Annotated in this window: 24 protein-coding genes, 3 tRNA genes and 1 riboswitch; of the genes, 25 read left to right on the forward strand and 2 right to left on the reverse strand. The window is 34.5% G+C overall.

Annotated elements, in window-relative coordinates:
- Window positions 1–139: 139 nt before the first annotated feature.
- The 5 genes from TMATH_RS02690 to TMATH_RS02710 all read left to right on the forward strand — a co-directional run bounded on the left by TMATH_RS02690 (window position 140) and on the right by TMATH_RS02710 (window position 5,948).
- Window positions 140–961, forward strand: coding sequence for a Cof-type HAD-IIB family hydrolase (locus tag TMATH_RS02690; protein ID WP_013149884.1), 822 nt, complete (start codon window positions 140–142; stop codon window positions 959–961).
- 306 nt (window positions 962–1,267) lie between these two features.
- Window positions 1,268–2,284: a LacI family DNA-binding transcriptional regulator gene (locus tag TMATH_RS02695; RefSeq protein WP_012994583.1), complete on the forward strand. Its 1,017-nt coding sequence runs from the start codon at window positions 1,268–1,270 to the stop codon at window positions 2,282–2,284.
- Window positions 2,285–2,337: 53 nt separating this feature from the next.
- Window positions 2,338–3,015 (forward strand): response regulator transcription factor, encoded by a 678-nt coding sequence (locus TMATH_RS02700; RefSeq protein WP_012994584.1) that lies wholly within the window; start codon window positions 2,338–2,340, stop codon window positions 3,013–3,015.
- Window positions 3,016–3,025: 10 nt separating this feature from the next.
- Window positions 3,026–4,426 carry a sensor histidine kinase gene (locus TMATH_RS02705; protein ID WP_013149885.1) on the forward strand — a complete coding sequence of 467 codons (1,401 nt, stop codon included), beginning with the start codon at window positions 3,026–3,028 and terminating at the stop codon, window positions 4,424–4,426.
- An 82-nt stretch (window positions 4,427–4,508) separates the two neighbouring features.
- On the forward strand, window positions 4,509–5,948 hold the full coding sequence (locus tag TMATH_RS02710) for a Gmad2 immunoglobulin-like domain-containing protein (protein ID WP_013149886.1): 1,440 nt from the start codon (window positions 4,509–4,511) through the stop codon (window positions 5,946–5,948).
- Between the two features lie 2 nt (window positions 5,949–5,950).
- Here the strand turns inward: TMATH_RS02710 and yyaC are convergent, their stop codons facing one another.
- Window positions 5,951–6,460: a spore protease YyaC gene (gene yyaC / locus TMATH_RS02715; RefSeq protein WP_013149887.1), complete on the reverse strand. Its 510-nt coding sequence runs from the start codon at window positions 6,458–6,460 to the stop codon at window positions 5,951–5,953.
- 92 nt (window positions 6,461–6,552) lie between these two features.
- Between yyaC and TMATH_RS02720 the strand changes: the two genes are divergently transcribed.
- Window positions 6,553–7,104, forward strand: coding sequence for a hypothetical protein (locus TMATH_RS02720; RefSeq protein WP_013149888.1), 552 nt, complete (start codon window positions 6,553–6,555; stop codon window positions 7,102–7,104).
- A 44-nt stretch (window positions 7,105–7,148) separates the two neighbouring features.
- On the opposite strand, the gene TMATH_RS02725 is transcribed toward TMATH_RS02720, so the two are convergent.
- Window positions 7,149–9,512, reverse strand: a complete 2,364-nt coding sequence (locus TMATH_RS02725; protein ID WP_013149889.1) for a phosphodiester glycosidase family protein — start codon at window positions 9,510–9,512, stop codon at window positions 7,149–7,151.
- 299 nt (window positions 9,513–9,811) lie between these two features.
- On the opposite strand from TMATH_RS02725, the gene TMATH_RS02730 reads away from it, so the two are divergent.
- From TMATH_RS02730 to TMATH_RS12455, 19 genes are all read left to right on the forward strand, one after another.
- A tRNA-Pro gene (locus TMATH_RS02730) sits at window positions 9,812–9,887 on the forward strand.
- A gap of 4 nt (window positions 9,888–9,891) precedes the next feature.
- Window positions 9,892–9,967: transfer RNA gene (locus TMATH_RS02735), tRNA-Val, on the forward strand.
- A gap of 21 nt (window positions 9,968–9,988) precedes the next feature.
- Window positions 9,989–10,074: transfer RNA gene (locus TMATH_RS02740), tRNA-Tyr, on the forward strand.
- Window positions 10,075–10,212: 138 nt separating this feature from the next.
- Window positions 10,213–10,716 carry a rubrerythrin family protein gene (locus tag TMATH_RS02745; protein WP_013149890.1) on the forward strand — a complete coding sequence of 168 codons (504 nt, stop codon included), beginning with the start codon at window positions 10,213–10,215 and terminating at the stop codon, window positions 10,714–10,716.
- A gap of 257 nt (window positions 10,717–10,973) precedes the next feature.
- The gene (locus TMATH_RS02750; protein WP_012994591.1) at window positions 10,974–11,168 is read left to right on the forward strand and encodes a MoaD/ThiS family protein; all 195 of its coding nucleotides are present in this window, start codon (window positions 10,974–10,976) and stop codon (window positions 11,166–11,168) included.
- A 19-nt stretch (window positions 11,169–11,187) separates the two neighbouring features.
- Window positions 11,188–12,090, forward strand: a complete 903-nt coding sequence (locus tag TMATH_RS02755) for a TIGR00269 family protein (protein WP_013149891.1) — start codon at window positions 11,188–11,190, stop codon at window positions 12,088–12,090.
- A 222-nt stretch (window positions 12,091–12,312) separates the two neighbouring features.
- Window positions 12,313–12,918 carry a sulfur carrier protein ThiS adenylyltransferase ThiF gene (gene thiF / locus TMATH_RS02760; RefSeq protein ID WP_013149892.1) on the forward strand — a complete coding sequence of 202 codons (606 nt, stop codon included), beginning with the start codon at window positions 12,313–12,315 and terminating at the stop codon, window positions 12,916–12,918.
- Between the two features lie 132 nt (window positions 12,919–13,050).
- A riboswitch (SAM riboswitch) is annotated at window positions 13,051–13,155 on the forward strand.
- A 60-nt stretch (window positions 13,156–13,215) separates the two neighbouring features.
- On the forward strand, window positions 13,216–14,403 hold the full coding sequence (gene metK, locus TMATH_RS02765; RefSeq protein WP_013149893.1) for a methionine adenosyltransferase: 1,188 nt from the start codon (window positions 13,216–13,218) through the stop codon (window positions 14,401–14,403).
- 203 nt (window positions 14,404–14,606) lie between these two features.
- Window positions 14,607–16,814, forward strand: coding sequence for an SF1B family DNA helicase RecD2 (gene recD2, locus TMATH_RS02770; protein WP_013149894.1), 2,208 nt, complete (start codon window positions 14,607–14,609; stop codon window positions 16,812–16,814).
- 98 nt (window positions 16,815–16,912) lie between these two features.
- On the forward strand, window positions 16,913–17,602 hold the full coding sequence (locus tag TMATH_RS02775) for a ComF family protein (protein ID WP_013149895.1): 690 nt from the start codon (window positions 16,913–16,915) through the stop codon (window positions 17,600–17,602).
- 38 nt (window positions 17,603–17,640) lie between these two features.
- Complete coding sequence (locus TMATH_RS02780; RefSeq protein ID WP_013149896.1) at window positions 17,641–18,057, forward strand: TIGR03826 family flagellar region protein; 417 nt, start codon at window positions 17,641–17,643, stop codon at window positions 18,055–18,057.
- Window positions 18,058–18,113: 56 nt separating this feature from the next.
- Window positions 18,114–18,389, forward strand: coding sequence for a flagellar biosynthesis anti-sigma factor FlgM (locus TMATH_RS02785; protein WP_013149897.1), 276 nt, complete (start codon window positions 18,114–18,116; stop codon window positions 18,387–18,389).
- Between the two features lie 16 nt (window positions 18,390–18,405).
- Window positions 18,406–18,882, forward strand: a complete 477-nt coding sequence (locus tag TMATH_RS02790) for a flagellar protein FlgN (RefSeq protein ID WP_013149898.1) — start codon at window positions 18,406–18,408, stop codon at window positions 18,880–18,882.
- Between the two features lie 10 nt (window positions 18,883–18,892).
- On the forward strand, window positions 18,893–20,335 hold the full coding sequence (gene flgK / locus TMATH_RS02795) for a flagellar hook-associated protein FlgK (protein WP_013149899.1): 1,443 nt from the start codon (window positions 18,893–18,895) through the stop codon (window positions 20,333–20,335).
- A 16-nt stretch (window positions 20,336–20,351) separates the two neighbouring features.
- Window positions 20,352–21,245, forward strand: a complete 894-nt coding sequence (gene flgL / locus TMATH_RS02800; protein WP_013149900.1) for a flagellar hook-associated protein FlgL — start codon at window positions 20,352–20,354, stop codon at window positions 21,243–21,245.
- A 4-nt stretch (window positions 21,246–21,249) separates the two neighbouring features.
- Window positions 21,250–21,807 carry a DUF6470 family protein gene (locus TMATH_RS02805; protein WP_013149901.1) on the forward strand — a complete coding sequence of 186 codons (558 nt, stop codon included), beginning with the start codon at window positions 21,250–21,252 and terminating at the stop codon, window positions 21,805–21,807.
- A 95-nt stretch (window positions 21,808–21,902) separates the two neighbouring features.
- On the forward strand, window positions 21,903–22,355 hold the full coding sequence (fliW, locus tag TMATH_RS02810; RefSeq protein ID WP_013149902.1) for a flagellar assembly protein FliW: 453 nt from the start codon (window positions 21,903–21,905) through the stop codon (window positions 22,353–22,355).
- Window positions 22,336–22,563, forward strand: coding sequence for a carbon storage regulator CsrA (gene csrA / locus TMATH_RS02815; protein ID WP_013149903.1), 228 nt, complete (start codon window positions 22,336–22,338; stop codon window positions 22,561–22,563). The genes fliW and csrA overlap by 20 nt, the downstream gene beginning before the upstream one ends.
- A gap of 129 nt (window positions 22,564–22,692) precedes the next feature.
- Window positions 22,693–23,949, forward strand: coding sequence for a flagellin N-terminal helical domain-containing protein (locus TMATH_RS12455; RefSeq protein ID WP_013149904.1), 1,257 nt, complete (start codon window positions 22,693–22,695; stop codon window positions 23,947–23,949).
- Window positions 23,950–24,031 lie beyond the last annotated feature (82 nt).

The following is a 24,031-nucleotide window of genomic DNA, read 5'->3' on the forward strand; positions in this document are numbered from 1 at the left end:
CATAAAACTTTGTTAAGGAATTTTTTGTAATGTAAAATTTTCAATGATAACGTTTTATAACAATTTATGATATAGTATGTAAATTTACAAACTGTTATAATATAGATGAGGGATAAATAAAATATAGGGGTTGAAGTATATGTATAAACTTTTTGTCACAGATGCTGATGGGAGCTTATTAAATAGCAATTCTGAAATTTCTGATAAAACTAAAGAAGCAATTAGAGAGGTGATTTCAAAGGGGGTAATTTTTACTATCGCAACTGGTCGTATGTTTTCTTCTATCCTTCCCTATGCCCTTAAACTTAATATTAATGCTCCGGTAATTTCTTATAATGGCGCTTTAATAAAAGATATTTATACTAAAAAAGTATATTATTACAATCCAATACAAACAGAGGACGCAATATTTGCGATAAGATTGTTAAAAGAAAGTGGATATCATATTAACCTCTATATTGATGATGAGCTATACGTGGAAAAAATAACTGATAGAGTAGAGTGGTACCTTTCTTTTAACAATGTTACTGTAAATGCGGTGGGCAATTTGGAGGAATTTCTTGAGAAGACGGGAAGCGTAACAGCTAAAATCTATGCGATAAATGATATTAAAAATCCCATTTCTATTGATGCACAAGTTTACGACGAAATTGCAAAAAGGTTGACTATTTCTACATCTGGAGGAGGACATTTAGAGATTAATGCAAAAGGAGTAAGCAAGGGTAATGCTTTAAAAACTCTTGCCAATATGTACAACATAAAAAGAGATCAGGTAGTGGCGGTTGGAGACAATCTAAATGACTTGTCAATGATAGAATATGCAGGACTAGGAGTGGCTATGGGAAACGCTCCTGACATTGTAAAGATAAAAGCAGATTATACAACTTTATCAAATGATGAAGATGGAGTTGCGCATGTAATAGATAAATTTTTCTTAAATAAAAAGTCAGTAGCTGTGTAGTAACCAGTTTAAACGAAAGGGAATAAAATATATTACCGCGAGGCGGTAATATATTTTTTTATTTTAGGTGATGACCATGGAAGGGATGGTTATAAAATTTATCAGTTTGGTTATTATATTTGTTGGGATTTTATATATGTTATTCTCTTTTTTGCCTCTATTTTGCGAAAAAGTACAAAAAATTGAGTTAAAGGAGGAATCAGTCAAAAAAATACATGAAAATGAGTGAAAAAATCTATTGACAAAATTCCTATAAAAAAGTAAAATAACATAAAGCGAAAACGATTAATCCTGGGAGTGATTAAGATGAGTGCAACAATAAAAGATGTGGCGAGAGAAGCAAAAGTATCAATTGCTACGGTTTCGAGAGTGTTAAATAACAGTGCTGTCGTTACGGACGAGACAAGGCAAAAAGTATTGGAAGCTATAAAAAAGACTGGATACAAACCAAATGCATTGGCTCGTAGTTTAAAGATCCAAAAGACTCATACTATAGGGCTTATAATTCCAGATATTTCTAGCACTTTCTACCCCGAAGTAGTTAGAGGGATAGAGGATATTGCTGCCATGTATAATTATAACATATTTTTGTGTAACACTGACCAAAAAGAGGAAAAGGAAATCAAATATATAGAAATATTGGGAGAAAAGCAGGTAGACGGGATTATATTTATGGGGGATATTGTAAGGGACAGTGTCATACAAACATTTAACGAATTTGGTGTACCGGTAGTACTGGCAGGTACTCAAGACAAAGATAAAAGATTTCCTAGTGTTATGATTGACAATGAAAAAGCTGCATACGATGCAGTCAAATACTTGATTTCTTTAGGACACAAAAAAATAGCTATGATTTCAGGGCCTATGAATGACCCGATAGGAGGTCTTCAAAGGATTGAGGGTTACAAAAAAGCTCTCCAAGAACATGGCATAAAATATGACCCTGATTTAGTAGTAGAAGGAGAATTTAAAACTCGGAAAGCGTATTTAGCTATGTTAAAGCTTTTGGAATACAAAGTAGATGCAGTATTTGCTGCATCAGATGATATGGCTGCTGCTGCTATAAACGCGATATTTGACTCAAATCTCAAAGTACCAGAAGATATCCATGTAGTGGGTTTTGACAATACTTATATTTCTACTATTTTTAAGCCGACAATTACTACAATACAACAGCCTGCTTACGATATAGGAGCTGTTAGCATGAGACTTTTAACAAAACTTTTAGCAAAAGAACCGATTGAAGAAATGCACGTTATTTTGCCTCATCAGTTGATTGTAAGAGAATCTACTGGTTTTGGAGAAGAAAAAAATAGCCGTTAAGGCTATTTTTTTTGTAAATTATTATGTTATACTGGTGTTAGGAGGGAGGTTATATGGAAAGATTGTTGATTATAGATGATGAAGAGATGTTTGTAAAAGGTTTAAAACTTTCTTTAGAAGAAGAAGGCTTTGAAGTTGATACTGCTTACGACGGAGAAGAAGGTCTTGACAAGGTTCGTTTGGGAAATTATGACCTAGTAATTTTAGATATTATGCTTCCTAAGTTAGATGGTTTTTCTGTGTGTAGAGAGATAAGAACTTTTTCAAATATACCAATAATTATGCTTACTGCAAGGGGAGAGGATGTTGACAGGATTGTGGGAATAGAAATAGGAGCCGATGATTATTTGGCGAAGCCTTTTAACACGAGAGAACTTATTGCGAGGATAAGAGCGCTTTTAAGAAGAGCTACAAATCCTTATACTAAGAAAAAAGACGAGATAAAAAGGGGAGAACTTTATATAAGTATTCCCGAAAGGGCAGTTTACAAAAGAGGAAAGAGAATTGAGCTTACCAATAAAGAATTTGAAATTTTAGTGTTGTTAGCATCTAATCCAGGAAAGGTTTATACAAAAGATAAATTGCTAGATTTGGTATGGGGATTTGATTTTTACGGTGATACAAATACTGTTACAGTGCATGTGAGAAAACTTAGAGAGAAAATTGAAGATGACCCTGCAAATCCTCAATATATTTTCACCAAATGGGGTGCAGGATACTATATGAAGTAAAGGTGATAAAATGAGTTTAAGGTGGAAAATTTTCTCTTTATATTTGACAATTTTAATAATTTCATTGGCATTAACAGGTCTTTATCTTTACCGTTACATTGAAGGGAGTTATTTAGACAATGTCAGAGTCAATAATTTAATGCAAGCCAATATGGTATCTAATTTTGTATCAAGATTTGTAGGTACCGCTTCTTCTCATTTGATTGAGCCAACGATAATGGAGTATGCAAAACAAATAAATTCAAGAATACTTTTTACTAATATAAATGGAAAAGTATTGGTGGATTCTGCTTCCTCTAAAGAATTTGAAGGAAAAGTAATAAAGGATTACAACGATATAAAAGAGGCTTTAAATGGCAAGGGTTCTACAAGTATTCATGATATAAATGGTGTAGGTTGGGCGATGTATACTGCAGTCCCTGTTATAGCCAAAAACAATGTAGTAGGGGCAATACTTATATCTTCTTCTATAGATAACATAATAGACCTTTTGAAATCTATAAAATATCGCATGATATATACTTTTACAGGTATTGGATTTTTAGTAAGCTTTTTAAGCCTTTTGGTGGCTTCTTATATTACCAATCCTTTAAAACGATTAACAGAAGCAGCAAATATTTTATCTCAAGGTAAATTGGACTATAAAGTCGAGGTAAAAAGCAATGATGAAATTGGGAAATTGGCTAATGCTTTTAATAAGATGAGTTTTAGTTTAATGAAAATAGATGAAGAACGGAAAAGATTTGTTTCGGATGCTTCTCATGAACTAAAAACTCCTCTGGCATCTGTAAAAGCGTTGATAGAATCTTTAATAAATAGCAAAAACCAGGACATAACATTTTATAAAGAAATATTAAAGGATGTAAACGGCGAGCTGGATAGGATGACAAGATTGGTAAATGATTTGTTGGAATTGGCGAGAATGGATAAAATTAAAGCAGTAAAAGTTAGAAAAAGTGAGATAAGCGAAATTATATTAGATGTAATAGAAAGTCTATTTCCTCTTGCAAAGACAAAAGATATAAATCTTAAATTTGAAGGTAAAAATAATGTTTTTGCAGAAGTTGATCCAGACAGGTTTTATAGGATGGTCTATAATATTGTAGAAAATGGAATAAAATATACTAATGAAGGTGGGAATGTGATGGTAAGCCTAGAAGAAGATGAAAACAATATTTACCTTACTGTAGCAGATAATGGCATAGGTATAAGTGAAGAAAATCTTCCAAAGATATTCGAACGATTTACAAGAGTAGATACTGCAAGGTCTAAAAAAAGTGGAGGCTTTGGCTTAGGGCTTGCTATTGCTAAAGAGATAATAGATATTCATGAAGGCAAAGTCACAGTGGTAAGTAAAGTTGGAGAAGGAACCGTATTTAAAATTTCCCTTCCTAAAAAGAAAAGGGATTAAACTTTTTAATTATTTTTTTATGTTTATTTAATGTTTGTGTAACAAAAGTATAATAAGATTAAACCAAAGGGAGGGAATAAAAGTGAAAAGAATTGCCTTAGTATTGATAGTCATGTTTGTTTTGACGCTGGCGGGGTGCTTTGCGAAAGTTAATAACAGCGAAAAAAATAGTCCTATAAATCCCAAGCCTATAGTGCAAGACGTGTCGAAAGAGATTTCTCTTTATTTTTTAAATGATAAAATGAATGGCCTTATTTTAGAAAGGAGACTTATTTCTAAAGATGCTGATGTTTTAAAACAAGTTGTAGCTGAAATGATTAAAGGGCCAACGGATGAATACGCAAAACCGGTATTCCCTAATGGGACAAAGCTAATTTCTATAGAATTGCAGGAGGGAATTGCTTTTGTAAACTTTTCTAAGGAATTTTTACAGGACAGTGAAGATGAAGGGATAGACAAATTAAGAGTTGCTGCATTGGTAAATGCTTTGACTGATATACCCGGAGTCGAAAGCGTTCAAATACTAGTGGAAGGAAATAAAATTGATGCAGTAGGAAAATACAAAATAGGTTTAGATCCTTTAAAAAGAATGATATTGGTAGGGGATGTATACAATAACCCAGATAGGATAAAGAAACTACAAGAAAGAGCAGATTTAGGGAAAGAAACGTGGCGTTTTGACCCTATCCAACTTCTTAGGCAAGAAGGCGGAATAATAGGAATTGGAAGTGAAGATGAATTGACATTAAAAAATGAAAACAATGGTGTAGCTTATGTAGAGGCGATACACAACAATAAAATGTACAGTATAACATTAATTCAGCCTCTTGGTAAAGGGAACAACTATATTTGGGTTATTGACAATGTGAAGGCCAAATTTACTGAAATACCTGAAACGAATCCTGCTGAAGGAGAGACCTTTATATACGGTATAGTGAAGGCTATCGATTATGAAAACAGGATTATAACAATTGAAAGGGAATACCAGGATTCTCAGGATATGAAAAATCAAGTAGGGCCAGATATAAAAGTATTGCCTGATGCTATTATACATTTTCAGGCAAAAGTCGGCTATGACAGCCAAGGTGGATTTAAGTATGCAGAAAAAGATATTAGCTTTGCAGAAATAAAAATAGGAGATGAGCTAGGTATAATATTAACCAAGGATAAAGAGGCGAGAGCTATAATAGTTTCAGATAGAAGCAATATATCTTATGAACCAAATATCAAAGTAGTTTCTCCAGTTAAAAATGATGTAGTGACAAGTCCTTTCAAAGTAATAGGTAAAGCGAGAGTATTTGAGGGAAATGTAAATATAAGGCTTGTTGACAGCAATGGCAATATTTTAAGTGAGACTGTTGTGCAAGCTACGGCTGGTGCTCCTTCTTGGGGAGATTTTGAAGCTATAATCTCTTACAAAGCTTTAAAAGAGCCTCAAAACGGCATTCTTCAGGTTTTCTCTCTAAGCCCTAAAGATGGTTCTGTACAAAACCTCGTTTCTGTTCCATTAAAACTTAAGTAAATTCAGCATCTCAAGGCAAGTTGGATGCTTTTAGCGATTACTTCGGCTATCTCAAATACAAACCCTAATCTTACTGAGTTTAAAAGAAATGAGTCGTAGACATCGACAATGCCTACTATTGATACATCTCCTACAGAAGGAAGTATTTTCCCCACGCCTTTTCCAGGGTATAGTGGGGCTTTTTTTATTGAAATTTTTCCTATACTTTCTTTTCCTCCTAAGGAAGCATCTATAGCTATAATTTTACTGTTAGGATGTTTCTTTTTTATGTATTTTATGTTTTCTTCTAAGTTCATAGCGTGGATTGGAGACTTTAAAGTGCCATAAACATGATAAGTTGGTGGAAGTGATTTTATCAGTAGATTTCCTACGATAGGTCCTAAAGAATCACTTATAAATCTGTCTGTGCCAATACACAAAAAAATCGAATTAGGACTTAAACATGTACTTAAAAAATTTGATATGAAATAAATTGCATTTGAGTCGTCATATTTAAGCCTTAATTCTTCCATCTATAAGTAGCCTCCTTTACAAATAAATTGAATTAAAATTTTTATAACAAGAAATAATAAAAATGCGTAATATTATGTGAAAGGAATGACTAATGTTGAAGAGGCTAAAATTTTATTTAGTTGTGGTTATTGTAATCGCTCTTTTCACTACTATGTTTATGTTTAAGACAAATTTTGAAGAACCTATTTATTTTTCTCAACAAAGTTTGTGGGAAAAAAATAAAGAACAACTTACAAAAGAAGAGAATAATAGTTGCAAAGAAGAACAACCTATTGATTCAAAAAAAGACAAAGAAAAAAAAGAAATGGCAAGGCTCGAAAACCAACAAAAAGAGGAAGAAGCCTATGATTTAGAAAATAACAAAAAAACGCAAAAGGAAAATAGTAATGATGACAGAGTAATAGTTACTTTAGAAAGGATTTTACAAGTACGAAATGAGATGGATCCTTCACAAAAAGCTAGAGTAATAAATATTCTCCTTAAATTAGGAAAAGATGATATGAGCGAAATTATGAAAATGGCTCAAAAAGGCTTAACGCAAGAGGATAGTGATAAAATAATGGAAATATTAAAAAATAAGCTTTCCTCGGAAGAGATCAGCTACCTTGTAGAAATAGCAAATGAATATTTTGCAAAAAAATAAACCCTTTCTTTGAATTTAGAAAGGGTTTATAAATTTAACAAAATTTATTTATTTATAAGATTTTTAAACTGATAATTTACTTCTTTGCCATTTACCATTATAGAAATAAAACCAAAGTCATTGTATATATCATTTGTGTTTCCTTCTACGTCTGTTCCATAAGTGGTGATGTATCTTATTTCATCATTTAAAGTAGTGTAAAATTTGCTTTTGCCGTTGTATATAATCCACACATTTTTACCTGTATTTTTTTTGAACTCTTTTAGAGTTTCTTCAAATAAAGTAGCTTCTTTAACGTCTTTGAAGCCATCGTTTCCCCATACTGGTTTGGGAAGTATGATAAAAAGGTTATCTCCTTTTACGTTGTTAAGCTGTTCTTTAAACCAACTCCATTGATTTTTATCCGGATTTAAAAGGCTTCCACTGCGATTGTTAAGCACAATAAATGTAGAATTATTATAATTATACATTGTGTATTTATCACCGGTTGTGATATATTTGACTTTTAGATTTTTTAACACTTTTTCATTTACATCTCCTAAGAATATAGCCAATGGGTATCCCGCGTTTGCAATATCTGCTGCTTTTAAAGATATATGCAACTTCAAAAGGGTGTTATATTTAGTATCACCAAACACCATGAATTTAAAGGAATCATAAGTGTTTTTTACAATTACTTCTTTGTTATATGGGTCTATTAGTGTAAACTCTGTAACTTTAGGAAGTACTGATGTGTCAAATTCTGAACCTTGCCCTACTTTAACAGGCAAAATAGCTTTTTCTCCTAGCACATTTGCGACAAGTGCACCGGTTACATCTAAATTAGATGAGACAAACATTCCATTTTTATCTATATTTCCAACGTTATTATAAACCTCCCAAGTAATATCTTGCGGCTCTATTAAGGCCCTATAGCCTTTTATATTCTTTGCAGTGACTGTTATAGGTATGCTTTTGTTTTTATCAATGACTATATTAGCTGGATTAAAACGTATGTCTACAGGTTTGTCAAGTGAAGTTATCTTGATAGTCCCAATAGCATTTCCTACTCTTGCAGTTATAACACCTTCTCCTACGCTTGTTGGCATAAAAGTATTACCACTAAATACTCCTGTGATTCCATTTACTGAAAACAAAACTTCTTCTGGATTAATTGTGACAGGGTTGTAATTTTCATCGTATCCTTTTACGGTAATTGTCCTATGAAGGCCTTTAAAAACGTTAGTATCTGATGCTTCTAATTTTAAGGCATATAGATTACCTTGAGGTGCTGTATTAAATATTCCTATTCCGTTTGCTACTTTTCGTTCATAGCCTTCAGGAGGATGGTTCGCAAGCTTAGCTTCAGTATCTCCCAATGGCCTTACAGCCATCTGCGTGGACCCGCCGCCATCTAAATTCAAAGCATCATATGCACCTAAAGATATCATTAAATTTGCCATTTCTTGCTGTGTCATTCCACGGGTTGAAGAGCCGTCAACAGTTGCAATAATCAAATATTTTTTGTCTTGAGTATAGCCTATTGCCGATCTTGCCGTATAGCCTTTTATTTCATGGGTAAAAGGTGCAATTTTTCCATCTTTTACAATAATTGTACCGCCACTTACAGCCATTTTAAGATTTTCAAAAGACGGATTTGTCCTTATATCTTTTTGTATTACATCTCCTGGCTTTAAAGTGAGCAAATTTTGTCCTACATAGCCTGCACCAGCTAACACATATCCGTCCTGCGGTATTTCGACAGGAGGCTGTCCTTGCCTTACTTCTAATACCCTGTCGTTCCCATCCACGACGACTTCTACTAACTGAGGTACATTTTCATTTGCTCCTGGAGATGTTGAAAACCAGTCCCTTGTGTACATCACTAAATACTCAAAGGTACTGCTTATTTTATTTATTGCGGCAAGAGGAAGTTTTGTGCCGTTTGGAAGAGTAACGGACATGCTTTTTGACCAATATTCTATTGAGGGTATGCCATTTGCGTCAATAGAAAAAGTAGCTAACTTTCCTATATTTGAAGGGTCTGTTATTAACCTTCCATCTTTTACTGTTGCCCCTATTACAAATCCTGTTGTTGTATCGAAGAAATCACCATTTACAGAAGCTACAGCACCATAAGTATTTGCCATGTCTCGCACAGACATTCTGTTTTTTATGCCCGAAGGATTGAAAATCACCGATACATCAGTATATTTATCAGTTAAATCTACTTTTAGTACATTTACATTTATCCATCCTTCAGTTGTAAAATAGACTATATTTTTATGTACAACTCCTTTGCTTAAATTTTGCGTAAATTCTTTTCTGTCAAGGATTGTATATGTATTGGCCTTTACATTTTGAGTTGGAAAGGTTAAAAGCAGTAGAAGAATGCTGACACCTAAAGATAGAATTTTTTTAATGTTCAATTATATCCCTCCCGTTGTTTTTTATTATGTTTTACATATGTTTTCTTTTACTAGTTAATTGTACCATTGTATTATTACAGGTGTATTACAAAAGCATAAATATTCGTCTAACAATTATTATTTACCGAGTGAATAAAGTTGAAACAATTAATTTTTAGAGCGTATAATAGAGATTTTGAAAGTATAGTTAAAAAAATTAAAGTATACAGAGGATAAATAGCCAAAATAGTCGTTTTTAATGAGTTATGCCTATTGTGAAATTTCATTTTTTCTATTATAATTTATTTCGTCACTGGTGTCGGGATGTGGCGCAGTTGGTAGCGCACGTGCTTTGGGAGCATGGGGTCGGGGGTTCAAGTCCCTCCATCCCGACCATTGTGGTCGTATAGCTCAGCTGGGAGAGCACCTGCCTTACAAGCAGGGGGTCATAGGTTCGAGTCCTATTGCGACCACCATTTTTAAAAATTCAATACTGTGGAGGGATACCCAAGTGGCCAAAGGGGGCAGACTGTAAATCTGTTGGCTGACGCCTTCGATGGTTCGAATCCATCTCCCTCCACCATGGAAAAAGAAGACCGAAAGGTCTTTTTTTTATTTTCTCCTTTAAATGTCTTGACATGGTAAAAAAATGTAGTATAATATTATTTAAAAGAGAAAATTATTATTTATTAATAAAAATTTAATGAAGGAGGAACCTTTTATGAGAGAAATGACAAAACATAATCTTGGAGAAGCCTATGCTGGTGAAAGCCAAGCCCACATGAGGTATCAAATTTTTGCGGATGTGGCCGAAAAAGAAGGAAAACCTAATATTGCAAGACTTTTCAGAGCTATTTCTTATGCTGAATTGGTACATGCTACAAATCACTACAAGACTCTTGGAGAAGTTGGAAATACTGTTGAAAATCTTGAAAAAGCTATAGAAGGCGAAACATTTGAAGTAGAAGAAATGTATCCTGCTTATAACGCTGTTGCAGAGCTGCAGGAAGAGGCTGGTGCTAAAAAAAGCATACATTATGCTATAGAAGCAGAAAAAATACACGCAAAATTGTATACTGAGGCAAAAGAAGCTGCCTTAAAAGGAGAAGACATTAAAATATCAAAAGTTTACATATGTCCTGTATGTGGTTATACAACAGTTGATGTGTTACCTGAAAAGTGCCCTATTTGCGGCGTGCCAAAAGAGAAATTTGTGGCATTCTAAAAGAGCGTGCTTTTTGCATGCTCTTTTTTTAGATGCTAATTTATAATAAGACCAAGGAAGATAAAAGTCAACACCAAGTTTTAACCTAATTTTTAGATAGAAACTTCAAGGTTCTGCTTCATTTTCACTAGAGAGAAAGGCAGCAGCCCTCATTATTTTAAAAAATCTTGATGGCATAATCGAAGTATGTTATAAATAATACTGTAATTTGTTTTAATTTGCTTTTTAGTATTAGTTTTTTATAGGGGGTTTTGAAAATGACAATAATATTTGTTGGGAAAAACAATCAAGTTACCATAAAAGGGGCAAAAAGTGTAGAAAAGCTTGCAAAAGAGTTGAATATAAGCTTAGAGTCACATGTTTTTGTCAAAAATGGAGAGATTGTTACTCCAGATGAAATTCTTCAAGATGAGGATACAGTGGAAGTAATATCAGTAATCTCTGGTGGTTAATAGAAAGGGGATTTGATAATTGAAGTGTGTAAGATGCAAAAAAAAGGCTGTTATTGTTCTAAGGAGACATAATGCAGCTTTTTGTGCTGATTGCTTTTTACATTATTACAAGAATCAAGTTTTAAAAAACATCCGAAAAAATAGGATGTTTGAAAAAGGCGAAAAGGTTTTAGTAGTAGTCTCTGGTGGTAAAGACAGCATGGCTCTTTGGGACATTTTAGTTAAGGAAGGCTACAATGTGGTTGCGATGTATATAAATCTTGGAATTGGAGAATATTCAAACAGGTCGCAAGAGGTTGTTGAGAAATTTGCAAAGGAGAATAACCTTCCACTTATTGTAAAAGACATCAAAAAAGAGTTTGGGCTTGATATATATAAGCTTTCAAAGACTTTGAGACGGAGCCCTTGCTCTGTATGCGGGTCAATTAAAAGATATTTGTTCAACAAAGTGGCATATGACGGAGGTTTTTCAGCTGTTGCAACAGGTCACAATTTGGACGACGAGGCGGCAACACTTTTTGGCAATGTCTTGAACTGGGAAGAAGGGTACCTTGCAAGACAAGGGCCAGTGCTACCTCAAACTCATCCAAAACTTATAAAGAAAGTAAAGCCACTTTATACTTTAACAGAGAGAGAAAACATGTACTATGTGCTTTTGAATAAGATTGAATTTTTGCATGAAGAGTGTCCTCATTCTGTTGGGGCACGTTCAATTCTCTATAAAGAAGTGCTAAACAAACTTGAAGAGGAAAGCCCTGGCACAAAGCAAAGGTTTTTGAGTGGCTTCCTTGAAAAGGGCAAAAAGCATTTTCAGGACGTTAGAGAAAGGCTTGAGCTAAAAGAATGTAAAAATTGCGGTCAGGTCACAACAACTGAGGAGTGCTCATTTTGTAGATTTGTGAGAATTTGTAACCAGCAATAGTAGACTTAGAATCAAAAAGGGCTGGTAGCTTTAAAAATCCGAAAAGTCCAGCCCTTTTCCCATGCAAGCGCCCAAAGAAAGATACCACAGATTTTTTACAATTTTTAGAATTTCACACTGAAAGTTGGCATAATTGATTTTTGATTAAAGTCTGCCAAAGTTCGATTAGATTTTAAGGACTCACAGTTGAAGTTACAAACTGGGTAAGGGGTGTGAAAATGCATGAACTTATTTGACATGATGCTTAAAAACTATTTTGATGAAAAAATGCTTGAAAAACTTTCAAAAGTGAAAATTCTTATCATTGGTTGTGGTGGGCTTGGTTCAAATATTGCAGTAATGCTTGTAAGAAGCGGTATTAAAAACCTCACAATAGTTGATTTTGACAAGGTAGACATTTTAAACCTCAACAGGCAAAACTACTTTTTCTATCAAGTGGGAGAAGAAAAGGTGTCAGCACTTAAAGATATTCTTTCTAAAATAAACCCATCTGTGAATGTAAAAGCTAAAAACGTAAAAATTGATGAATCGAACCTAGATGAGCTAATCTTACAACATGATATAATTGTTGAAGCTGTTGACAATGAGCTTACAAAAACACTGATTTTTCGAAAAGCACATGAGCATAGTAAGAAAGTGGTTTTAGCCTCAGGGGTTGCGGGGTTTGGCGACTGCGAAAATATTAAAATAAAGCGTGGCAAGGACTTTGCAATTATAGGCGATTTTGTGACATCAATTAATGACAAAAAACCTTTTGCACCCAAGGTCATAGCGGTTGCTGCAATGCAGGCAGATGAAGTATTAAGGATAGTGAGTGAGCTTGAATAAAATATTGTCAAGAATTTATTTCTGAGAAAAACTAACCTAACATGCTATAGATTTTTGACACCTTTATTACAAAAATATTTGACATAATAGATAAAGTGTGTTATAGTAGACATCAGAAAATTTAATAACACGCTCTTATCAAGAGAGGTGGAGGGAAAGAGCCCGATGAAACCCAGCAACCTGTCCTATAGGACAAGGTGCTAATTCTCTCAGAAGCATGCTTCTGAAAGATGAGGGTTTTGCCTCTTCTTTTGGAAGGGGTTTTATTTTGCTTTTAAGGAGGAATAAAGAGATAAAATGCGTAAACTGTTTACATCTGAATCGGTTACTGAGGGGCATCCTGATAAAATTTGTGACCAGATTTCGGACGCAATATTAGACGAAATTTTGAAAAAAGATCCGTATGCCAGAGTTGCTTGTGAAACTGCTGTAACTACTGGCTTAGTTTTAGTAATGGGTGAGATTACCACAGAATGTTATGTAGATATACCAAAAGTAGTAAGAAAGGTAATAGAAGATATTGGTTACACAAGAGCAAAATACGGCTTTGATGCTGATACTTGTGCAGTTATCACTTCTATTGATGAGCAATCTCCGGATATTGCCCTTGGTGTGGACAAGGCCTTAGAGGCTAAAAGAGGAGAACTTTCAAATTCAGAAATTGAAGCTATTGGAGCTGGAGATCAAGGCTTAATGTTTGGCTTTGCTTGTGATGAAACAGAAGAACTTATGCCTATGCCTATAATGCTGGCTCACAAGCTTGCGAGAAGACTTGCCGAAGTTAGAAAAAATGGAACATTAAGTTATTTAAGGCCAGACGGAAAGACTCAAGTAACGGTAGAATATGAAGATGACAGACCCGTCAGAGTAGATTCTGTTGTTGTCTCAGCTCAACATGCACCAGATATTGATTATAAGACTATTGAAAGAGATATTATTGAGCATGTGATAAAGGTAATTATTCCCGAAAATATGTTGGACGACAAAACAAAAATTTTTGTAAATCCAACTGGAAGATTTGTAATTGGTGGACCTCAAGGTGACAGCGGACTTACAGGGAGAAAAATTATTGTAGACACATATGGTGGATATGCAAGGCACGGGGGCGGAGCTTTTTCAGGTAAAGACCCGACAAAAGTTGATAGATCTGCAAGCTATGCTGCTAGATATGTGGCAAAAAATATTGTGGCAGCAGGACTTGCTAAGAAATGTGAAGTGCAATTGGCTTATGCGATAGGTGTTGCTACACCTCTGGAAATAGGTGTAGACACTTTTGGCACAGGAAAAATACCAGATGAAAAGATTTCGGAAATTGTAAAACAAGTTTTCGACTTAAGACCTGCAGCTATAATTAGGGATTTAGATTTGAGAAGACCTATTTATAGACAAGTTGCAGCTTATGGCCACTTTGGAAGACACGATTTGGACCTCCCATGGGAGAAAACAGACAAAGTAGATATATTAAAAAAATTAGCAGGAATATAAATTTGAAAGCCCGGATAAATCCGGGCTTATCGTTTTTATATATCTTTTTATGCTTTTTATGACATATAATATATGTTTTGGAAACGCTTCGCTACTTTAATTATACTACAAAAATTAAGAAAAAGAAATAAATTAACTTTAATTTGCTTTAAATATAAGGTAAAATTAAATAAAAGAGAAGAATTAAAACAGGTGGATTGATTATGGTTGACATAGAGGGCGTAGTTGAAGAAATAATTTTTAGAAATGAACAAAATGGTTATACAGTTTTAGAATTAAGTACCCAAGGCTTAGCAGTTACTGCTGTAGGTTATATGCCTTTTGTAAACATTGGGGAAAGAATTAAAATTGAGGGAGAATGGGTAGAACATCCTGATTACGGAGAGCAAATTAAGGTTTTAAATTATCAAACCTTGGCTCCCACCACTTTAGAAGGAATAGAAAAGTTTTTAGCTTCTGGCTTAATTCCTGGAATAGGTCCTGTTACAGCAAGAAAAATTGTAAAAAAGTTTGGCGTTGATTCTTTAAATATAATTGAAACTGCACCAGAAAGATTAAAAGAAATAAAAGGTCTAAGCGATGAGAAGATAAAAAGAATTTGTGAAGCTTATGAAATGCAAAAGGGCGTAAAAGAAGTGATGGTGTTTTTGCAGGGGTACGGCATTTCTACTGCAATGGCTATAAAGATTTATAAAGAATACGGAAACAACGCGATTGAAATTATTAAACAAAACCCTTACAGATTAGCTGATGATATATTTGGAATAGGATTTAAAACAGCAGACAAAATAGCGGAAAACCTAGGAGTTGACCCTCATTCTCTATATCGCATATCTTCTGGTACTCGATATGTTTTGATGCAGTATGCGGCAAATGGTCACACCTATGTGCCGAAAGAATTGTTAAAAAAAGAAGCAGCAAGTTTGTTAGAAGTAAGCGAAGAAGAAGTAGAAGATTCTTTTGTGCTTTTAGTACAAAATGAAAAAATACATATTGAAACTTTTGAAGATAATACTGTAGGAATCTACTATATACCTTATTATATAGCTGAATTACACACAGCAGAGAGATTGTTTAACATGACACTAATGGAAAATAAAGATTTAGGTTTAGATGTCCAAAAAGAAATTAGAAATTTTGAAAAAGAAACAGGTATTTTGTTAGCAGAAAATCAAAAATTGGCTGTAGAAGAAGCTGTTAAAAATTCTGTTGTTGTCATAACGGGAGGTCCAGGCACAGGAAAGACTACAATAATAAATTGTATAATACGTATTTTTGAAAAAGCTGGTAAAAAAGTGGCTCTTGCAGCCCCTACAGGAAGAGCCGCAAAAAGGATAACTGAAGCTACTGGGAAAGAGGCAAAAACCATTCATAGGCTTTTAGAATATACTTATTCGGAAGAAGAAGGGAAGGGCTTTAACAAAAATGAAAAAGACCCATTAAAATACGATGTTATAATAATTGACGAAGCTTCAATGGTAGATATATTGCTTATGAATGCTTTATTAAAAGCCCTACCTATAGGGGCAAAACTGATTTTAGTAGGGGATGCTGATCAGCTTCCATCTGTTGGAGCCGGAAATGTCTTAAGAGATATAATAGACAGTGGAATAGTAAAAGTGATACGTTTAAAAGAAATTTTTAGACAGCAAAAGCAAAGTTTGATAGTAGTAAATGCTCACAAGATAAATAATGGAGAATATCCAACCTATAACGATAAAAATAGCGATTTCTTTTTTATAAATGCCAACACACAAGAGGATATATTAAAGACTATATTGGAGCTTGTCATAAACCGACTTCCTAAAGCTTATGGGTTTCATCCTATTAATGATATTCAAGTACTCACTCCTATGAGAAAAGGGATAATTGGTGTTCATAATTTAAATTTAGAACTGCAAAAAGCATTAAATCCCCACGACAAAACTAAACCAGAAAAAACAATGAAGGAATTTGTCTTCAGGGTGGGGGATAAAGTGATGCAGATAAAAAATAACTACAAGATAAAATGGAAAAAAGGCGATGAAGAAGGGGAAGGAGTGTTTAACGGAGATATAGGAATAATTCAATCAATAGACGAAGAATTACAGGAATTGACTGTGTATTTTGATGACGAAAAATTTGTTACTTATGACTTTTCTGATTTGGACGAACTAAATTTGTCTTATGCCATAACAGTCCACAAAAGCCAAGGCAGTGAATTTCCTGTTGTCATAATACCAATTACTTATGGCCCCCCTATGCTACTTACAAGAAATCTTTTGTATACTGCTGTTACAAGGGCAAGGAAATTGGTTATTTTGGTAGGGCAAGAGAAATATTTGAAATTTATGATTGATAACAATAGAATTTCAAAAAGATATTCAGGGCTTCTTTCAAGACTTAAAAAAACGCTTTTGTATGTAAACTAGAAAATTTACTGTAAAATGATAATTTTTTAATTAATTTTAATTTAATAATGTCGATATAAAAAATAAAAGAAAAGCAATTGCGGTAAGGGGCAATAAAGATGATTTTTTTAGACCTTTTATTTCCACCAAAAACAACCTGTATTATTTGTAAAGCTGCTATAAAAACGGGGTATTTATGTGACAAATGCAAAACCGCATTAAAATTTATTGAGGACGATAGGTGTAATATATGTGGTAAGCCAATAGACTATGAAGGAACATGCCTTGATTGTTTAGAACATGGACATGAATTTAAACAAAATATAAGTCCTTTTGAATACGATGGTGTTGTAAAAGACTTAATAGGGCAGTTTAAATATTTCAAAAAGAGAGAATTAGCACCTTTTTTTGCAGACTATATGGCTGATGCAGTTAAAAAAATGAACTGGCCTATAGATGTTATAGTACCTGTCCCTCTTCACAAAGTTAGACTTGATGAAAGAGGTTATAATCAGTCAGAACTTTTGGCAAGAGAACTTTCTTATCGGTTGAATATTTTTATGTCTAAGGCTTTAAGAAGAGTGCGAAATACAACAACTCAGACAGCTTTGCACAAAGAGGAAAGGATGGAAAACGTAAAGGGAGCTTTTAAAGTAACTTACAAAGATACAATCATTGGGAGAAATGTATTACTAGTAGATGATGTATTGACAACGGGTGCAACTTTGGATGAGTGTGCCAAAGTCTTAAAAGAAAATGGGGCAAAAGATGTATATGTGGCTACCATAGCAACGGGTAAAAATATATGATGGGGTGTTTGAAGTATTAAAAAGGGGGATGAAAGGAAATGGAAATAAGAAATTGTAAACGGTGCGGAAGGCTTTACACGTATACAGGAATTGACCTATGTCCAGTGTGCTATAGACAGGATGAAGAAGATTTTATGAAAGTGAGGGATTATTTAGATACACATCCCTCTGCTACCATGCTGGAAATATCTCAAAACACACAGGTTTCTCCCAAGAAAATAATGGACTTTTTAAAAGAAGGCAGGTTAATTCTAACTTCTAATAATGTAAACATAGGTCTTAAGTGTGAAAAGTGCGGTAAACCAATACTTACAGGTAGGTTTTGTGACGAATGCAAGACCAAATTAGCGAAGGAATTAATGAAAGGTTATTCAATGCAATCCGAAAATAAAGAAGAAGAAAAACAGAGAGGAGAAAGGCTGTACCTTTATGAAAATCATAAAAACAAAAAATGAATATTAAACTTTTAAATTATTAAGTCGATATTACTAGTAGTACGGGGGTGTTAAAAATGAAAATTTATAACAATAACATTGAAAAAGTAATGTCAATTTATAGAGTAGATTCTGTTGAAAAAGTTAGTAATAAAAAAACGCAGATGAAGGATAAAATTGAGATATCAGAAGAGGCAATTAAACTTGCACAAAGCTCAAATGAGTTTGAAAAAATAAAGAATCAAAAGATTGAAAACATAAAGGCAATGCTAAATGCTGGGACTTACAATGTAAAAGCTGAAGATGTAGCTGATGCTATTCTGAAAGGAATATTGTTGAATAAAAAAATTTAAAAAGGATGTGCTGGCAATGGCTAACAGCCAAAAGCTTATAGAGGTATTGAGGGGAGAAACGGAAATTTATAAAGTTTTATTGGACTTAGCAATAAAAAAAACTGATGTTATAATTGCGGGAAAAATAAAAGAATTAGATAAAATAGTACAGATGGAGAAGCAACTTGTAAAAAAACTTATGGAATTAGAAGGACAAAGAGAGGACATATTAGAAAAAATTGATTTAGAAGGTGAAGTAACAATAAACGATTTAATAGAAACTGTTTTTCCGGAAGAAGCAGAAAATTTAAAAGCTATCAAGTATAACCTTGCTGATATTTTAAAAAAGCTGAATGAAAGAAACAAGTTAAACGCTGCTTTACTTGAGCAAGCATTAGAATATGTTAATTATACTATTCAGACGATATCACAGGCTTTAGAAAACAATGATGGTATTTATGGAAATAATGGCAATGTAAAAAAATACACCAGCCTAATTGACAAAAAGGCATAGGGGGATGAAAATGTCAACTTTTCAAGGATTAGAAATAGCAAAGACAGGATTATTTGTAAGCCAAAAGGCTTTGGATGTTACTGGACACAATATTGCTAATGCTAATACACCTGGGTATACTCGTCAAGTAGTAGACATGGTCTCAATTGCCCCACCCACTACTTTTGGCATGTATGACCAGTGGGGAAAGGCGATAGGAGAAGGGGTAAAAATACAGGATATAAGGCAAATTCGCGACCAATTTTTAGACAATCAATACAGAAGGGAAAATAAATTTTTGGGTGAATGGGAAACAAAAGCTGAAGTCTTGGCAGCGATTGAAAATATATTTAACGAACCTTCGGATAGTGGAATAAATACAGTGCTTAATGACTTTTTTAATTCTCTTCAAGAGCTATCCGAGAATCCAGAAAGCTTGACAGTAAGAGCAGAAGTCAGAGAACGAGCTATTGCTCTTGCTGATACTTTTAATACTGTATATCAGCATCTTTATGATAAATTAAACGAATTAAATTCCACCATACAAAGTAGAATTGCAGAGATAAATTCTTATGCTGAGAGAATAAGTAAATTAAATAATGAAATATATAGATTCGAACTTACCGGACAAACAGCAAATGATTTGAGAGACCAGAGAAATCTTCTTGTTGATCAACTTTCTAAACTTGTCAATATTACTACATATGAAGATTCCAATGGAAATTTCAGAATTGACATAGCGGGACAAGCTTTAGTGGCTGGGTCAACTGCTTTTACAATGAGTCTCAATAATACCGGAGAAGTAGTATGGGATTTAACAGGGACGCCTGTAAATCCTTCAAGTGGTGTATTAAAAGGCTTACTTGATATGAGAGATGGAGATGGTACCAACGGAGTAAAGGGAGTTCCCTATTATATAAATGAATGGAATAAACTAGCATATAGTATGGCACAAGCGATAAATGAAGTACATAAATCAGGTTATGGCCTTGACGGCTCTACAGACATTCCACTTTTCACTGATTTTACTACTCCATATGATTCTACAGTTCAATATGCTCAGTTGATTAAAGTTAGTTCACATATTCTTGCAGACGATGGACTTCAAAAAATTGCTGCAGCATCGAGTGATGCTACCCTTCCGGGGGATAACACAAATGCTTTAAAACTTATCGCATTAAGAGACCAAGCTATTTCAGAACTGGATGGTGCTACTTTTGACGACTTTGTCGGGGCTTTAATCTCAAATCTTGGAGTAGATGCTGAGCAAGCAAACTTAATGTTAGAAAATCAGGAATTCATGATAGAACAAATTGATTTAAATAGACAATCAATATCTGGTGTATCCTTAGACGAAGAGATGACAAACATGTTAAAATATCAAAAAGCCTATGCTGCTTCTGCAAGAATTATAACAGCCATTGATGAACTATTAGATACTCTTATAAACAAAATGGGAATTGTAGGAAGATAAAAGGCGGGTGTAAAAAGTGAGAGTTACTGATGGTATGCTTATAACAAATTTTTTGAACAATTATCACAATAACCTTGAAAAGTTACAAAAAAATCAAAATATGTTATCTACAGGCAAGAAAATATCAAGGCCTTCTGATGACCCTGTAGCAGTAGCTACAAGCCTGCGCATTCGAACAGATATAGCAAGAAATGATGCTTATACTAAAAATGCTGATGAGGTTCAATCATGGTTGGACATGACTGATACTGCTTTAGGACAGTTAGGAGATTTATTACAGCGTACGAGAGAATTAGCAGTTGAGGGTGCCAATGGTACTTTAACACAGGCCGATATGCAAAAAATAGCTGAAGAGATAGAGCAGTTAAAAGCCCAAATGATACAGGTGGGGAATACACAATACAATGGAAGGTATATATTTGCAGGCTTTAAAACAACAACACAGCCTTTCAGCGAGGATAACAATTCTTATAATGGTGATAATGGTTTAATAGAGTTTGAAGTAGGCGCAGGAGGAAATAAAATAGCTGTAAATGTACCAGGAGATAAAGTTTTTGATGTAGATTTGACAGGAACTTCTCAACTTCTTGTTATGATGGATAATCTAAAAAGCGCTTTAGACTCAGGAGACCATCAGGCTGTAAGCAATTTAATAGCTGATGTGGATAAACAACTAGAAAATGTACTGGCAGTAAGAGCAGAAGTTGGTGCAAAATCAAACAGGGTTGACCTTATAAAAAACAGGCTCCAAGATGATAACTACAATTTTACAGTTCTTCTTTCAAAAAATGAAGATGCAGATTTGGCACAAGTTATTACAAATCTCAAGATGGATGAAAATGTATATAGAGCATCACTAGCTGCGGGAGCTCGTATTATGCAACCTAGTCTTATAGACTTTTTAGGGTGATAATATGAATATAGTGATAAATCAAACTTTTGGCAGGATAGGTATAGACACTACTCCTGCCCAAATTTCTATACAAAGCCCAAAAGCAGGCCTTGAAATAAAACAAATACCTGCAAAAATGGAAATAGACAAAAAACTTCCGCAAGTGCATATAGACCAATATCAGTGTTTTTATGAAGCAGGCCTTAAAAGTATTTTTGACCTTGTATATGATGAAGCCCAGAGGAGTAAACAAATAGCTTTTGAGGCAATAGGCAAAATTGCTGAAGATGGAGACATACTTGCATCAATAGAAAACCATCAAGATGCAATTGTAAAGTTAAGCGAAGAAGCCCTGATTCAGGATATAGACTTCAATGTTGACCTCATTCCCAAATCACGACCCAAAATATGGTTTGAAGGATATTTAAAAATAAATTGGGAGTTAGGCGGTGTAAAAATCAGAGCAATACCTCATAACCCTCAAATATCTGTGACACCGGCACATGTAAATATATATATGAGGCAATATCCATCAATAAAGATACAATATGTAGGAAATAATCTTGATAGAAGGATATGACTTTATATCATATGTCATCCTGAGCCGTAGACGAAGGATACCAGACCCTAAAGAAAGACTCTATAAAGACTCCGATATGAAAGCGAGGAACCAATATGCAGATAAATACAAAAAACTTTGGAATCGTAGAATATAATCCTGAAGACGTGATTTACTTTGAAGAAGGAATACCAGGTTTTGAAGACTTACACAATTTTTTAATAATTACTGACAACAATGAAAATATGCCTTTTAAGTGGCTTCAATCTATTGATAACACAGACATAGCTTTTGTAATTATTGACCCGAGAGTATTTAAGCCTAATTATGCCTTTGAAATTGATGAAGAATTAATACAAGCTCTTCAAATAGAGGATGAAAACCACCTTCTTATATATGTAATCGTAGTAATCCCCGATGAAATAGAAAAAATGACAGCAAACCTAAAAGCTCCTATAATTATAAATGCTAAAAATAATAAAGGCAAACAAGTTATTCTTGACAACGATGAATACTTAATAAAGCATCCAATATTGGAGGAACTCAAAAATGCTTATTCTAACGCGTAAAGTAGGTCAAGCCATAATTATAGGGGAAGATATAGAAATAAAGATATTGGAAATTGGCGAGGGGCAAATAAAAGTGGGGATTACTGCGCCAAAAAACATATCTGTTTTAAGAAAAGAGCTTGTAGAAATCAAAGACGAGAATTTAAAAGCAGCAACTGTAGACAAAGAGGCTTTGAGCCAATTAGAAAATTTTATTAAAAAACACTAAAGTAAATGAAAATTATATCGATATATATAGTGAAAACAAAAGATAAAACAGTTGGCCAACTGTGAGTCTTAAAATCTTTTAAAACCATGGCAGGGATGCCAAATAAAAAAGTTCAAGGAGGAAGGTAAAATGATTATCAACCACAACTTAAGTGCGTTAAACGCATGGAGAGCACTTTCAATTAACACTACAAACACACAAAAATCATTAGAGAAACTTTCGTCAGGTTACAGAATCAACAGAGCTAGTGACGATGCAGCAGGTCTTGCAATTTCAGAAAAAATGAGAGCACAGATTAGAGGTTTAAATCAAGCTCAAAGAAATGCCCAGGACGGTATTTCTCTTATCCAGACTGCTGAGGGGGCCCTCAACGAGGTCCACAGCATCTTACAGCGTATGCGCGAACTGGCGGTTCAGGCAGCCAATGACACTAATACCGTTGCCGACCGTGCCGAACTTCAGAAAGAAGTCGATCAGCTAGCCCAGGAAATCACCCGAATTGGCGAGAATACCGAATTTAACACTCAAAAGCTCCTCAACGGCACTTACAAGGGCACTTTCCATATAGGAGCAAACGAAAATCAGAACATTTCACTCAATATTGGTGATATGCGCGCCTACAACTTGGGAGTAGTGGGCGACGCAAAAATAGAAGTAACAGCAACAGTAACTGATGGCGGTGACTTAACTACCGATATTGCTGATGGGACTTACACGGTTAAATACAATGACAGTACCGGAAAGTATGAATTACTCAATGCAAACGGGGTTGCAGTTGCAACAAGTACTAACGGTAAAGATTGGACCGCAACTGTTGGAGATGATACTTTAACCTTTAGTGAGGCTGTTATTTCTGGTAACGTAACGATTGCTAGTGGAACTGCAACCGCGACGGGAACTGTTGATAATGGCGGACTGCAGGCCGGGGAGTATACTTATGTTGCAGCCGATAGTGCACTGAAGGACAGCAACGGAAATGTAGTGGCAACTACTTCAGACGGTATAACCTTTGTAGATGCCAGCGGGGCTACGGTGCTCACTTTTGGTGCGGCTCTTACTGACGGTGAAGAAATTTCCATTGGTGGCGTAGATATTTCCGACCAGGCCGCTGCAAATGCTGCAATAACGACAATCAATAATGCCATTGAAGCTGTCTCTGCCGAACGCTCCAAGCTGGGTGCCTACCAAAACCGCCTAGAGCACACCATAAACAACTTGTCTGTAGCCTCCGAAAACCTCACCGCAGCAGAATCACGTATTAGAGATGTAGACATGGCAAAAGAAATGATGGAATTCACAAAGAACAATATACTCAACCAAGCAGCGACCGCAATGTTAGCGCAAGCAAATCAATTGCCTCAGACAATATTGCAATTACTCAGATAAGACTAAAGGGAGGTTTTGCCTCCCTTTTTTAGTATAATTGGTATTAATAGCTACTAAGAAGAGGGGAGTCCTCTCTTTTATT

The sequence above is a fragment of the Thermoanaerobacter mathranii subsp. mathranii str. A3 genome (assembly GCF_000092965.1).
GTDB classification, from domain to species: domain Bacteria; phylum Bacillota; class Thermoanaerobacteria; order Thermoanaerobacterales; family Thermoanaerobacteraceae; genus Thermoanaerobacter; species Thermoanaerobacter thermocopriae.